Source organism: Iodobacter sp. (assembly GCF_025352645.1).
Classification (GTDB): Bacteria; Pseudomonadota; Gammaproteobacteria; order Burkholderiales; family Chitinibacteraceae; genus Iodobacter.
In genome coordinates, this window is the sequence record NZ_JANXSO010000158.1 from 1 (window position 1) to 14351 (window position 14351).

The 14351-nt window shown below is 50.8% G+C and carries 12 protein-coding genes; 4 read left to right on the forward strand and 8 right to left on the reverse strand.

Going from position 1 to position 14351, the window contains the following annotated elements:
* The 6 genes from acpA to Q0R17_RS17565 form a co-directional block, all read right to left on the reverse strand.
* Positions 1–1444, reverse strand: a 1444-nt coding sequence (gene acpA / locus Q0R17_RS17540) for an acid phosphatase (RefSeq protein WP_293937350.1), incomplete at its 3' end; no start/stop codon positions are given.
* Positions 1445–1567: 123 nt separating this feature from the next.
* Positions 1568–2173 carry a hypothetical protein gene (locus tag Q0R17_RS17545; protein WP_293937352.1) on the reverse strand — a complete coding sequence of 202 codons (606 nt, stop codon included), beginning with the start codon at positions 2171–2173 and terminating at the stop codon, positions 1568–1570.
* Positions 2173–3741 carry a substrate-binding and VWA domain-containing protein gene (locus tag Q0R17_RS17550; protein ID WP_293937354.1) on the reverse strand — a complete coding sequence of 523 codons (1569 nt, stop codon included), beginning with the start codon at positions 3739–3741 and terminating at the stop codon, positions 2173–2175. Before Q0R17_RS17550 ends, Q0R17_RS17545 begins: the two co-directional genes overlap by 1 nt.
* A gap of 33 nt (positions 3742–3774) precedes the next feature.
* Positions 3775–4971, reverse strand: a complete 1197-nt coding sequence (locus tag Q0R17_RS17555) for a toxic anion resistance protein (RefSeq protein WP_293937356.1) — start codon at positions 4969–4971, stop codon at positions 3775–3777.
* A gap of 32 nt (positions 4972–5003) precedes the next feature.
* Positions 5004–6107, reverse strand: coding sequence for a hypothetical protein (locus tag Q0R17_RS17560; RefSeq protein ID WP_293937359.1), 1104 nt, complete (start codon positions 6105–6107; stop codon positions 5004–5006).
* 263 nt (positions 6108–6370) lie between these two features.
* Positions 6371–7282, reverse strand: a complete 912-nt coding sequence (locus tag Q0R17_RS17565) for a C40 family peptidase (RefSeq protein WP_293937361.1) — start codon at positions 7280–7282, stop codon at positions 6371–6373.
* A 333-nt stretch (positions 7283–7615) separates the two neighbouring features.
* Between Q0R17_RS17565 and Q0R17_RS17570 the strand changes: the two genes are divergently transcribed.
* The gene (locus Q0R17_RS17570; protein WP_293937363.1) at positions 7616–9301 is read left to right on the forward strand and encodes an AarF/ABC1/UbiB kinase family protein; all 1686 of its coding nucleotides are present in this window, start codon (positions 7616–7618) and stop codon (positions 9299–9301) included.
* An 80-nt stretch (positions 9302–9381) separates the two neighbouring features.
* On the opposite strand, the gene narL is transcribed toward Q0R17_RS17570, so the two are convergent.
* Both narL and Q0R17_RS17580 read right to left on the reverse strand, forming a co-directional pair.
* Complete coding sequence (narL, locus tag Q0R17_RS17575) at positions 9382–10035, reverse strand: two-component system response regulator NarL (protein ID WP_293937365.1); 654 nt, start codon at positions 10033–10035, stop codon at positions 9382–9384.
* Positions 10032–11879 (reverse strand): HAMP domain-containing protein, encoded by a 1848-nt coding sequence (locus tag Q0R17_RS17580; RefSeq protein WP_293937367.1) that lies wholly within the window; start codon positions 11877–11879, stop codon positions 10032–10034. Before Q0R17_RS17580 ends, narL begins: the two co-directional genes overlap by 4 nt.
* A gap of 254 nt (positions 11880–12133) precedes the next feature.
* Between Q0R17_RS17580 and napF the strand changes: the two genes are divergently transcribed.
* The 3 genes from napF to Q0R17_RS17595 form a co-directional block, all read left to right on the forward strand.
* Positions 12134–12661 carry a ferredoxin-type protein NapF gene (napF, locus tag Q0R17_RS17585; protein ID WP_293937370.1) on the forward strand — a complete coding sequence of 176 codons (528 nt, stop codon included), beginning with the start codon at positions 12134–12136 and terminating at the stop codon, positions 12659–12661.
* The gene (locus Q0R17_RS17590; protein WP_293937372.1) at positions 12658–12939 is read left to right on the forward strand and encodes a chaperone NapD; all 282 of its coding nucleotides are present in this window, start codon (positions 12658–12660) and stop codon (positions 12937–12939) included. Before napF ends, Q0R17_RS17590 begins: the two co-directional genes overlap by 4 nt.
* Positions 12936–14351: molybdopterin-dependent oxidoreductase (locus Q0R17_RS17595; protein WP_293937374.1), on the forward strand; the 1416-nt coding region annotated here is incomplete at its 3' end. The genes Q0R17_RS17590 and Q0R17_RS17595, both read left to right, overlap by 4 nt.

Below are 14351 nucleotides of genomic sequence, written 5' to 3' on the forward strand. Positions count from 1 at the left end.
CGGGGATACGGGAACCTGGGCCCCAGCGATCGCCCTTAGGTGGGGCGACGTGATCCCACCAGCCGCCGTTTTCATCAAAGGTAATCACCACCACCATATTTTTCCACTGTGGGCCGCTCATCAAGTGTTGCAGCACATTGGACACATGCTGGTCGCCCGATTCCACATCAGAATAACCGGCGTGCATATTAAGATTGCCCTGTGGCTTATAGAAGGCCACTTGCGGCAGGGTGCCGGTTACGGCGGCGGCGATAAAGTGATTGGAATATGGACTTTCGCCTAGGCCAGCATCGCGCAAATGCTCGGCTCTTGCTGCGGTGCTGGGGGCGAATTGTTTGAAGTAATTAAAGGGCTGGTGATGGTACTGAAAATTAGGCGCGTCTGCGCCGCCCTTGCCATCTAGCGTGGCCTGCCATGCGCCGCCGTACCAAGCCCAGCTCACTTTTTTGTCAGAGAGTAAATCGCCAATGGTGCGATAGCTTTGCGGTGGCAGGGTGCTTGGGTCGGCGGGATCGGCAAGTTGGGGGTCGCCGCCGGGAGCTGACGGAATATAGCTGGGCTGATAGGGCGGGGCCATGGTGTTTACGGCGTAACCATCGGGAGTAATCGCACCGCTATTGATATATTTGGCGGGGCCATCGAGTGCCGAGGCGGGCGATTTGGCGCTGGTTGCCAGTTGATAGCCCTGTGGGCCATCGCTTAATACGGCGATTTTTTCTTTGGCGGGGCCATTGGCAGCGTCAAAGTATTCTGGGGTTCGGCCAGAAATTAAAAATTGGTGGTTTAGGTAGGAGCCGCCAAATGCCGCCATAAAAAAGTTATCGCAGAGCGTGTATTTACGGGCAATTTGCCATAGATTGAGGTTTTTTGCCGTTTCGCTGTAATGCCCCATCACCAGTGCGCCAGAGTTTCCCCAAGCCACAAACTGATTATTCTTGCCGCCGTTAATTTGTTGCTGATTATGGTAAAACAGATGGGCTAGATCGCGGGTAATCACGGCTTCAGGCAGCGGCTTACCCTCGGTGTCTTTAAGCGCAAATGGCGCATTCGGCAGCCCGCTGATTTGTGCCTCTTCAATAAAATAACGCTTACCGGCTACGGTTTGGCCGCGTTGCACCATGCCACCCCAAATTTTGGGCAGGCTACTTAAAACGCTGCCATCGCGATCGAGCTGAGGTTCAGGGTTGGCAGTGGCAAGGGGTTGTGCCACGCCAGGAAAATTGCCAAATAGATTATTAAAACTGCGGTTTTCTAAATAGATCACCACCACATTTTTAATCTTATCTTTTAAAGGTTTGTTGAGTGCGGCGAGGGGCTTGCTGGCTATGGGTTTGGCTGCATTACTGGCAGGCAAGGCCAAACCTGCACCCATTGCGGCCAGCCCACCTAGTAAGCGGCGGCGGCTTGGATCATTCGGTGCGGATGATTTTGACTTCTTGCTCATGATGTTGTCCTGAAAAGGCCGTGTGCGGCGGTTGTGCCTTTATTTCATCATAAGTTGTTGGGGTACTTAAAGGGATAAGTTCATAAAATTGTAATTTTACTGAAATACAAATGAAATATTGACTTAGTGATCAATAAACTGGTAGGGCTGAAATTTTTGTTTCAGGTATTCGCCGTGGCTGATGAGTTTATCGGCGTCTTCGCTGTATAGGTCGGCGGCCATTTCTGTTAGCTCATTGTGCAGCAGCACTAATTGCTCGGTGAGTAGTATTTGGGCGGTTTTGCCATCGCGCAGGGTGTGCATTTTGGCAAAGCTGGCGGGCAGCGCCAGATAATTACCGATGGTGGCGGGCAAATCACGGCTTACAGTATTGGCTAGCTCAATACCGGCGGTGGCAGGAAAAGCGGGGTTGGCAAAGCGCGGTGCCAGCTCATGAATCAGCGCTTGAATATGGCCAAGCCGGGCGCGTGGCTCGGCGGGAAGACGTGGGCCAAAATCGGCACAGATGGCGTCGATCGCTTGATCAATCGGCATTTGGGGTAGTTGCTCTAAAATAGGCGGGCGGCTTGGGGGCAGAATCAGCCAGCCAAATAGATAGGCAGCTATCGTGAGCGGCAGCCACCACGCGTGGATAATCCCGCCAAAAAACAGCGCCAGCACCAAGAGTGCGCAGACGCTGCCCGCGATATTGCGATTGCTGTAAATAAAGAGCATCAGGCGGGTTGGCATTACTGGTAGCCCCGGATATCTTTAAACGCCGCTTGCAGGCCGGCTTTGTTGGCGTCAAAAACGCGGCCGCCGCTGGCTTGGGTCAGTACTTCTAGCTCTTCGCTTTTTGCCTCGCCAAAGAGTACGGCAAAAATGCGAATATGCTTTTGCTGGGGCTGCAGCGTGCTAAACCATTGCTTGAATTCGTCTAGCGTTATGCCGTCATTATTGATGCCATCAGTCATTAATAATAAGGAATACACGCGGTCTGGATCTTTGCTTTGGCGTAGCAGCGCGGCCTGATACGCTTCTTTGGCAGCGGTATAAATGGCGGTGCCACCGGTGGTTTGTAGCTGGCTGGCGTAATCGCTAAAGGCTTGCAGTAGCTTGGCATTGCTGGCTTTGTCACTGCTTAGTGACCAAAGCTGCTGGTCTTCTACATGATCTGAAAAGCGCAGCAGCGCGATGCGTTCTCTATCACGCAGCTTGGTATAGCGGCCAGACAGGCTGCTATCGCCGCCAGCCAAACCGGTTAGCGATTGGCGAAGTTGCTCAATTCGCTGGCCTTGCATTGATCCGCTTACATCCACCACAAAGGTGGAATCGGCGGGGCGGCGCAGGGTGTTGAGGTAGGCATCGAGCAGGCCATCCACTACTTCTAGCTTGGCAGGGAAGGCCAGCTCAAAATAATCCTGGCTGGCGATTATTGGTTTGACGGATGCATTCACCGGCTGACGATAGCTGGCTTTATTCATGGCCTGCTGAAATTCTGCGCCTTTCAGGTAGGCCACAAGTTTATCGTAAGCAACGCGCTGTGATTCTTTAAGCAGCATAAAAGGGTAATCGGCGGTGATGACGCCATCCTTAGGATAGATCAGCGTCAGCGGCTCTTTTAAGCGGCTATTCATGCCATGCAATACCGATGCGTAATTTACGATGCCATCCAGATTGGCCGCTTCTTTTTCATATACTTCGGCTAGCCAGCCCGATGATCCAGCGGTAAGGGATTGCGCCTTAGCAAAGGCGGTGAGGGTTTTAAAATCGATGTCTTTTAGCTCTAGCGCGTCGCCTTTGCCTGCCACGGCCGAGGCTAAGCCTAAAATAGCAGCAAAGCCGGTGTTTGAGCTGGCGGGGCTGCTCATCGCAAAATGCAGCTTGCCAGCACCTGCCGCATTGGCAATATCACGCCAGCTGGGCGCGTGGCTTGCATCGGCCCAACCCAGCGCTTTGGCTTTATTGGTTTTAAGCCCAAGCACCACCGGCGAAATCATGGTGCGCTCGCTGGCCTTGATTCTGGCTTTGGCAGCAGGGGTGAGCAGCGCGTATTTATTGCTGGCTAGCCAAGCAAAATCGTACTCCGCCCCCGATTGGATTTGCTCTACGGCATCCAATGTGCCCGCGTATTTCAACTTTAGCTTGATGCCGGTTGCTGCCGTAATTTGCGGCAAAAGCGGCTCGATATCTTTTAGCTCAGAGCCCGCTAAAACGGTGAGGGTGCCGTCATCGGTAATGGCTGCTGTTTGCGGTGTTTTTTCGCAAGCAGTCAGTACAAATAACGTGGCAAGCAGCAGGATAAAAGTTTTGCGCATAGTGGGGCTCGTATTAGCGGGCGGTCAAATGGGTTAAAGCTTCACCGGCCCATCGCTGGTGCTGCTTAGCGATTGGCGCACGCTTTCGCCCTGTGCCCGGTCTACATAGCTTTGGGCGCGCTCAATTTGCTGGCGGATTAGCTCATTGTTTTTGCCCATCACCGTGATGGCCTCAGAGCGAAACTTATCCATCGCATCCATTGCGGCAAAAGATTGATCAAACATCGATTGAATCCGCTCAATGCCAATAAGTGGTGAGCTGGCAAATTCACCGGTTTTTTGTACATGGGTATTGAGTGCCTTGCCGCTTTGCTCGATCAAATCGCCAATGGTGCCGGATACGCCTTGCAGCATATTCATCACTTCAATTTGATTACCCGTCGCGCGGGCCACCGTGGTGGCAACGGCCAGTGCCGACATCCCCGTGGTGGCTACGCGGCTGCAGCCATTGGCCATTTCGCGGCCGGTCTTTTTTAACACTTCCATCGCCATATAGCCGTTAACAGTAACGGCCATCTGCGTTTGCATATCGCTGACATTTTGCCTTGCATAAAACAGCACTTCTTGCTCTAGCGCACGGGCGCGCTCGGCATCGCTGCTTTTGAGTCTGTCCACTTCACCGGCAAGGCGCTGGTCTAGCTCGCGGGCAAAGTGAATGGCGGCCCCTAGTTTTTGCATCGCATCCCACAGCTTTTGCTTGATGGTTTCAATCTCAGCGGCGTCTTTTAGCATATCGTCGCGGGCGGCGTGCACCTGCTGTAATGCCGTATTGAGCTGCGTTCCTGCTGATTGAAACTTGCGAAAATAAGCTTTGAGCTTGTTACCAAAGGGGATTAAGCCAAGGATTTTGTTCTCAGATAATAAATCGCCCTGCTTGCCAGGATTGAGCTCATCCAGTTGGCCGCGTAATGCGCCAATCGCTTTAAAGGCCGCGCTATCTTCAACCCCCGCCAGATTGCGATCCATAAATCGGCCCGTCATCAGGCCCGCCGCCTGCGAGATTTCTTCTCTGCCAAGATGAAACGCGGCATCCAGCTTTTGCTTAAAGCTATCGCTGCTAACATCTTCCGCTACCAGTGCGCTTACAAAGCGGCTAACTTGTTCTTCAACTTTGCTTTTTAGCTCGCTGCTGAGCGGTGCCATTTCTGGCGCACGCTCTGCAGGCACTGCAATCACGGCATCCGGTGGGGTGAGCACGAGGGTTTCTGGGGGGTGCAGGGTATCGCTCATGATGTATTCCTGTTGTATGTATTGGCTTTGGATTACTTCAGCTGGCCAGCTATGCCTTCAATCATGCGCTCCAGCATTTCAAAGCTAGGCGGATCGATCACGTCGACAAGGGTTGTGGGTGCGTCGAGTTTTTTCTGCTTTAAAAACTCAGCAAAATGCGCAATCGCACTGCCCCGATAGCCGTATTCGGCGGCGAGTTTTTGCAGCTCTGCATCGTGCTCTAGCGCCTCTCCCACCCGATTACCCGCCTCAGTAAATGGCACCAGCACATGTTTGGTAAACGCGGTGGGTTGTGGATAGAGCAGCAGCATGTCTGGGTTGGCTTGGGGTAGCTTGGATTGGAATTCTAAAAACTGCGATTCATACACCATCACCAGCGGCGCTTTGCCGATGCCCATGCTGGTGTAATCATCAAATGGCCCAGCGGAGCTGGATTCTTGAAAACCTTGCTTAAGAAACAGCGGGCTGACTAAGGGCAAAACCTTTTGTACTTCTGCATCCGATTGCACCACATTATTATCATTGAGTAAGTAGCTTGCCAGCGCCAAATACATGGCCCCAGAGTTAGACTTACGCACGTCGGTGCTAGAAATCAAAATAGAGCGGCCACTATCGTAAGCGGTGTTGTTTTTTAGCTCGCGCCAGCGTTTACCTGTGCTAATCAACTCTAGTAAGCGCTTCATATCAATAATGTAGTAAGCGCCATCTCGGCGCTGCACAAGGCCGTTACTTTCCAGCATGGGAATCAGTTTTTGCCATGAGGCCACGGCCATCGGGGTAAAAAAGGGCGTATAGAGTTTTTGCGCCTTCATCACTTGCTTTAGGCGTAATGCCGCAGGGCTGCCTGCAGGGTGGCCAAAATCAAAGCTTTTTAAATCTGGATGCACGGCCATCTCGCGCGAGCCGGCTTTTTGCACTTCCACCTGCAAACCCAAGCGGGCAAAGGCTTGGATAACCCGTGGATCGCGGTAAAATGGCTCTTTTTCAGAGCCAATCAAGCCACGGGCCAGGCTTAGCTTGCCAGCCTGCGCCGCTGCGCCATCTGTTTTTTGCTTATCGTGAGCAGAAAAAAATAGCCCGAGTAAAACGGCTATTCCTAGAATGCCAGCCAACAGGGGGCCAATAATCTTGCGCAAGACTGCTCCTTTACCAAATAAATAATGTGCATCTAGAGTAGCAATTACGGGTGTGCAATTTGCCGCCGAGAATAAAAACGTGATTTGGCTTTCAATCGTTGTAGGTATTTAGCGAGAGTATGGAGAAGAATATGCGGGCGGTGTGTTACAAATAGATGACAAACAGATGGTGTAACTAGCCAGGGCGGGGCAAGGGAAGGAGGGGTACAGGCGCAAAAACGCACACCGCAACTTAGGGCTGCGGTGTGCGTTTTTGATAAAGATTACTTATGTTTTTTGCTAGTCGTGTGCTTAATCACGGTTTTGCTGGTGCTTTTGTACTTGGTGGCTTTGCTGCTGGTTTTGCTCGACTTGCTGTTTTTTGCGGCAGCCTTACTAGTTTTCTTGCTTACAGTCTTGCTACTGGCGTGCGATTTGCCGCCCTTGCTGGTTTTAGAGCGTGCGTTGCTGCTTTCGCGCTCAAGTTTTGGCGTTTCACATACCAAGTGTTTTTTACCCTTACGTTTAACCGTTTTGCAGACCGGCTTAGCGCGAACGCTGCTGCTGGTGGTGCTGCTCGATTGCTTAGGTACTTGGGCCAATAGAGTGGCCATATTGACGGGGGTACCGCCAGCGCCATCGTAGCGGCGAGCGCCAGTAAAGCGTGAGGTCCAGTAGCTTTGGTTTAAATTAGTAATTTCAACGCTTTTACCCGCACGTGGCGAGTGAATAAAGCGGTTGTCACCCATATAAATGCCGACGTGCGAAAAAGTGCGCCCTAGCGTATTAAAGAAAACTAAATCGCCCGGTTTAAGCTCTTCTTTATTAATACTTGCGCCCGATTGTGCCATGCCTAAGGCATTGTGCGGCAGGGCGATATTCATCGAGTTTTGGAACACATAGCGCACAAAGCCGCTGCAATCCAAGCCTGCTTCTGGGGTGGCGCCTCCCCATTTATATTTCACACCAATCAGGCTCATGGCCTGTAGCAGCATATCTTGGGCGGGGGCGTAATCGGGTTTTTCGCTGCGGTTATCAGCTTTGGCTTTGCGAGGCCGTGTGGTGTTGGTAATGGTCGTGGCTGGAGCAATTTGCTCAACGGCTGGATCGACCTCATTAAGGCTAGTGTCATCGGCGTGAGCCGCAAATGCACTAACGCCCACGAATAATGCGCTGATTAATCTAATCCATTTCATGTGGGGGGCAATGGCTCTAAATGAAGCAGGCGTGTTGTTGGCTGCGCTTAAGATGCATCACGTTTTGCAACGTTGGTTTAAGGGGCCAGTAGCTACGCCTACTTAGGGTTATGGGGGCAGTAAAAAACAGCCGCCAATATTAGCATGTTCACCCCGCTAGGAAAATTGGAATACGGCGCTGCTGATTGGCAATCTGACAGACTAAAAGTAATGAAGGACATGCTTAATTCAATTGGCCGATGATTTAAAAGATTTTTCTTTGATCATGGAGTTAAATGCACGGCATGGCTGATTTATGTTGAAATAGCATGACTCTTACTTCTGGGCTTAAGAATGCTGAAGGAAACCTTTACCGTGATGCGTGATTTGCCACGGGTTCGTGAAATTGTGGCGGTGCTGGTTCGTCATGGTTTGGGTAATTTGGTGCAAAGATTGGGCTTGGCCCGTGGCATTGAGCGCGCCAGCGATCTCTTGCATTTGCCTGGTAATTATGAAGCCGAGCTGCTCGATTCCCCTGTGCGGGTGCGCCGTGCCTTAGAAGAATTAGGCCCTGCATTTGTAAAACTGGGGCAAGTATTGGCCACACGGGTGGATATGTTTCCACCGGAGTGGATTACTGAATTCGAAAGATTGCAAAGCAATGTGCCACCAGTGCCTTTTGATTTAATCCTGCCAGAATTAACCGCCTTGCTGGGTACGGATCCTGCCAGTATTTTTCTTGATCTAGACTCAGAGCCGGTTGGGGCCGCTTCGATTGCCCAAGTGCACCGTGCCAAATTATTAGATGGCACCGAGGTAGTGTTAAAAATTCGCCGCCCTGGGGTGATTCCTAAAATAGAGGCCGATTTACGTATCTTGCGGCATATCGCTTCTTTGATGGAATTTGAATTCGCCGAATCGCGCCGCTATCAGCCGGTTAAAATCGCCGAAGAATTCGCTAAATCTTTACGCCGTGAATTAAATTTATCTGCAGAGGCTAGAAATTCAGAGCGCTTTGTGCAAAATTTTATCGGCCATAAAGATATTGTTATTCCAAAAACCTATTGGGAATGGACTTCAGAAAGCCTTAATGTCCAAAGCTATATTGGGGGAGTGGCAGGTAATGATTTATTAGGTGTAGATGCTGCGGGTTTGGATCGCTGTGTTTTAGCGTCTAGGGGCGCGGATGCGGTATTAAAAATGGTATTGATTGATGGCTATTTTCATGCCGACCCGCATCCAGGAAATGTGAAGTATTTGCCGGGCAATCAAATTGCCTTTTTAGATTTTGGTATGGTGGGGCGTTTACCGCATCCACGGCGCGATCAAATTGTCGATTTATTAGCCGCCCTTGCGCAGCGCGATGAACATGGCATTTTAAATGTGCTATTAGAATGGACCGGTGACACGGTGGTGGATGAGGAAAAGCTCACCGCCGATATTGCGGGGTTTATGTTTGATTATGAAAACCTTGCTTTAAAAGATATTCGTTTTGGTAATTTGCTTAATGATGTGGTGCAAATGATGCGCGAACATCAAATTACCCTGCCATCAGATTTAACGCTGCTATTTAAAGCGCTGATTACCTTGGAGGGATTGGGGCGGCAGCTTGATCCAGATTTCCAAATGGTGGGGCATCTCACGCCTTTTGTTAAAGAAGTGATCTTGGAGCGCTTTCATCCCAAGGCCATGCTTAAAAAAGGTAAAGAAGGCCTGTATGAAGCGGTGCAATTACTGGGCGGCTTACCCAGAGATATTGGCAAGCTGATTAAACAAGCACGCCGTGGCAACATGCGTATTGATTTAGATTTAAAGCGGCTAGATCATTTTGGCTTGCAAATTACCCGCAGCGCTAATCGGTTGACGATGGGGATTGTGACCGGCTCTTTAATTATTGGTTCATCGATTGTGATGACAGTAAAAGCTGGGCCTATGCTATTTGGTTTGCCCTTGTTGGGTTTTTTAGGCTTTGTATTAGCGGTGCTCAATACCATTTGGTTGGTGATTTCTATTTGGATTTCTGGCAAAGAAGAGCGCTGATATTTTAGGGTGAGGTAAATAGCCCACGCGGTATATCCGCGTGGGCAAAATAAACCGCCTTTGCTTGCCCAACGATCCCTTTAACGCAATTTAATCCCTTGCTCCACGGCCCAAATGGCGGCTTCTAGGCGGGAGCGGAAGCTGAGTTTACGCAGTAAGCTTTTTACGTGCACTTTAACCGTACCTTCGGCGATGCCTAGCTCGCGGCCCACTAGTTTGTTGGATAGACCATTGGCAAGGCAGGCTAAGATTTCGCGCTCGCGCTCGGTTAATGAATCCATCATGGCGTTACGCTGGCTGGCGTCGTCATCCCGCAAGGCCAGCGCTAGCACTCGGCCAAGGCGCTCGGGGATGGCCATTTGGCCGTCGAGCGCCTCGGCTAGGCTGCTGATAATCTCTTCTGGCTCCATATCTTTCAGTAAATAGCCATCGGCCCCCGCCCGCACGGCGGCGACTAAATCCGAGGATTGATCGGATACGGTTAGCATGACCACGCGTGAATCAAGGTCTAATTCTTTAATGGCGCGTAGCGTGCTAATGCCATCCATCTCTTTCATATTTAAATCAAGAATTACTAAATCTGGGTTTTGAGCTTGCACAATGACCAGCCCTTCCGCGCCGCTGGCCGCCTCGCCCACCAGAATAAAACGTTCATCAAGGGCTAAAAGCTGCAGTACGCCTTTTCTAAATAAGGGGTGATCATCAATAACAACAACGGTGTATCCATCGCTCATGAGGTGGTTCCTTGCGGTGCAAATGGGGTGACTGGGGTAAAGCGCAGCGAAATCAACGTGCCGCTTGGTTCTCGGCGTTCTAGATTGAACTGGCCGTTTAAACTGTGCGCGCGGTCGCGCATGATGCTCAATCCATAATGTTGTTTTTTATCGGGGTGCTGGCTAATGCCGCAGCCGTCGTCCTCAATGGTGACCAAAATACGGTGCTCTTCCCAAGTTAAGCCAATCCATGCGTGCTGGGCTGCCGCGTGATGTTCAATATTGGCGAGGGCTTCGCGGATAATTTGTAGAATATGAATCTCTTCATGTGCGCTGAGTTCAACCCCCATAAGGTGGTTTTTTAAGAGGATAGGGTGGCCTATGCGCTCAGTAAATTCTTGCGCGGTTTGTTCTAGTGCAGCAGCAAGCCCGCGCTCGTGCATTTGTAAGCGAAAAGTACTCAGTAATTCGCGTAGCTGGCGATATGCGCCACTCAGCCCTTCACGCAGCTCGCTGAGTGCGGCTTGGGCGGTAGGGCTGCGTTCTGCTTCAGGAAACTGCTTTTGTAAGCGCACCACTTGGATTTTTAAATAAGATAAGGATTGTGCGAGGGAATCGTGTAATTCCCGCGCAATGACGGAGCGCTCCTCGTGCAGAGCCAAACGATGCGATTCTTGCTTGCGTTTGGCATTGGCCAGTGCCGTACCAATTTGCCGCGCCACGGCTTCTAATAACTGCAGTTGCCAATCTGCCAGCACCTGCTCTGGCTTGAGCTGGATGGGCATAATGCCGTAGTTTTTTCTGCCATCGCTGAGCTGAAACACAGGACGATTGATGGTTTGCGGCGGCTGATTGACTGCCTCTGTACAGTCTTGGCAGCTGTTTTGATTGCAATGTTCAATATTTTTATTGGGCATGATGGCAAAGCGAAAAGCCAGCGGTGCTTGCTCGGTTTCTGTGATGCAGATGGCGGCGTGCTCTAGCTCAATAACGCTGCCTAAATCATTCAGTACTTGATCAAAAGTGGCTTGATCCGGCTCTTGATCGGAGAGGATTTGCTTCATCCGGTACAAAAACTCTAAGCTGCGCTGGTTTTGCGATAGTGCTTTGGTTTTTTTAGTGACGCGAGATTCTAATTCAGCGATGCCTTTGGCTAGCTCGCTCACCATATGATTGATCGCTTGCCCAAGCTGGGTAATCTCGCCAGCGCCTTCTTCAGGAGCGCGGATGTTTAAATCACCTTGTCTAATCTTGGTAGCGGCTTGTGCCATGGCGATTAAGGGGCGGGTCACACTGCGGCTTAGCCATTTTAAGGTAAGCAATAACACACAGATCATCACGCCCAAAGATATCCATTGGATTCGTCCTAGCCACAGCAGGCGTGCTTCGTGTTTGTCTTCAATGGCAGCGACATAATGGTCGATTAAAGTCACAAATTGCATCGCTTTAGGCAGTAGCCGGCCATCGTGGGTGGTATTGAGCTGGGATAAGTCATGCTTGATCTCGGTGCGCCAGCTCATCTCCATTTTATTGTAAGCAACGCGCACGGGGTCTGCTTGCTCGCTTGGCAAGTTGCTAAGCAGGATGGGGTGATAAAGGCGCTGTTCAAAATCATCAATGACTTGCTGCAAAAAAGGCCGACTACCTGGAACAGGGGCAGGAGGGGATAGGTGGGTGGCAACAATTAAATAGGTTTGCTTGCGCAAAGAGCCCGCCAAATTAATCACCGCCCCTTCACCGCTGGAGCGAATTACACTGCTCCAGCTCATAAAAAAAGCCACAAAAGCCGGTAAGACCATCAGCAATAGGGCGTGGGTGATAAACCGCAAAATAGAGGTTTGGCGGAAATAATCCTTAATACGCATGTCTACCTCTAAATTTCCATGGTTCCAATTGCGTCGCACTGGCCCTTGTCTTTTTGCTTTAATCATAAGCGGCGTCTTGAATAAATTTTATGGGCGGCATCGTTGTTGCCCATGTGGTAAATGGCCTGCGCAGATGGCAAGCCGCTGAGTACACCATGCCTGTTGGCTTTGCGCAAACCTAAGGCTACCTCTTCTGGGGTAGAGGGTTTGCACCGCTGAGGCCAACTCCCTCTAAAGAGGCATTGTATCTAAGCGTGCCCCCACCTAACCTTAAATCCTTACTCTTTGATTTGACGATTGCAGTGGATCCTTCGCGTCGCAACTTACTTTTTGGCCGTCGCCCGCAAACGCCGATGGCGCCTCGCCCACCATGGGCGAGCCCTGCATTTCTTAGCCTATGCACCCGTTGCGGTGATTGCGCTAGTGCTTGCCCAAGCCAAATTATCAAGGTGGGAGACGGAGGGTTTCCTAAAGTCGATTTTACCGATGGTGAATGCACCTTCTGTGGGGATTGCGCGAGCGTATGCCAAAGCAAAGCGTTAGATGCACAGATTGATCCCCCTTGGCAAATTCACGCGCAAATTGATGCCAGCTGTTTGGCCCAGCGGGGGGTGGATTGCCGGATCTGCGGCGAGGCCTGTGATCAGCAGGCGATTCGTTTTCAGTTGGCCGTTGGCAAAGTGGCACAGCCCATGATTAATACGGAGCAATGCACCGGTTGTGGCGCATGTGTTGCTCCTTGCCCAAGTAACAGCATTCGTTTGTTGGAGTTGATCGCATGAATATCTTTAGCCTGGTGATTCGGGCCGTTCCCGGCCGTTTAGAAGAAGTAAAAGCGGCGGTGCTCGCCGTGCAAGGTGTGGAGTTACATCTTGAGCACGAGGGGCGGCTGGTTATCACCATTGAGGATGTGCCGGGCGTTCGGTCATCCGATCTGCTCAAACAAATTCAAGACATTCCCCATGTTGCATCGGCCACGCTGGCTTATGAATATTGTGACGAAGAAATGCCACCACCCCCTTCATTGAAATCAAAAAAATCTGAGGAACGCTTATCATGAGCTTGGATCGCCGTGAGTTTATTAAAATATCTGCCGTCGCTGCTGCGGTAGCCAGTGCGGGGATTCCGCTGGCGGGTGCCGCACCTAAAACCATGCCTGCAACTGCAGGTGAGGGCAAAAGCGCTATTCGCTGGGATAAAGCACCCTGTCGATTCTGTGGGACTGGCTGTGCCGTATTAGTGGGCACGCAAAATGGCCGTGTGGTGGCCACTCAGGGTGATCCTGATGGTGAAGTGAATCGGGGCTTGAACTGTGTGAAAGGGTATTTCCTTTCCAAAATTATGTACGGCGAAGATCGTTTAACCCAGCCTTTGCTACGCAAGAAAAACGGCCAGTACGATAAAGATGGCGAATTCACCCCGATTAGTTGGGATGAGGCGTTTGCCATTATGGAAAAAAAGTGGAAAGAAGCGCTTAAAACCAGCGGCCCAGAATCTATTGCCATGTTTGGCTCGGGCCAGTGGACGATTTATGAAGGCTATGCCGCCGTTAAACTGATGAAGGCAGGTTTCAGATCTAATAATCTAGACCCAAATGCCCGCCACTGTATGGCCAGCGCGGTCACCGGCTTTATGCGTACCTTTGGTATGGACGAGCCGATGGGCTGCTACGACGATATCGAAGCCGCCGATGCCTTTGTGCTTTGGGGCTCTAATATGGCCGAAATGCACCCGATTTTATGGAGCCGGATTACTGATCGACGTTTATCTAATCCCAAAGTAAAAGTCGCTGTGTTATCGACTTATGAGCATCGCTCTTTTGAGCTGGCCGATATCGGCTATGGCTTGGTATTTACCCCGCAAACCGATTTGGCGATGATGAATTTTATTTGCCATCACATCATCAAAACCGGCCGCGTTAATCAGAAGTTTGTAAAAGATCACTGTAATTTCAAAATTGGTGAGACCGATATCGGTTATGGCTTGCGCCCCAATAATCCGTTAGAAGTGAATGCCAAATTCAATGGTTATCCTGATGCTTCGGGCAAACCAAAGAATAATCCAAATGATATGAAAGATGGCTCGTTTGAGCAGTTTTCAAAATTTGTATCCGATTACACGGTAGATAAAGTCAGCAAGCTCTGCGGTATTCCTGAGGACCGCCTGATTGCGTTGGCTGAGCTCTACGCCGACCCTAAAATCAAAGTCACCTCGTTCTGGACCATGGGCTTTAATCAGCACACCCGTGGCACATGGGCGAACAATATGATTTACAACATCCACTTGCTGACTGGCAAAATTGCCGAGCCGGGCAATAGCCCGTTCTCGCTCACTGGCCAGCCTTCGGCCTGTGGTACGGCGCGTGAAGTGGGCACCTTTGCTCACCGCTTGCCTGCCGATATGGTGGTCACTAATCCAGAGCACCGTAAACACGCCGAAGAAATCTGGCGTATTCCTGAGGGCACTATCCCT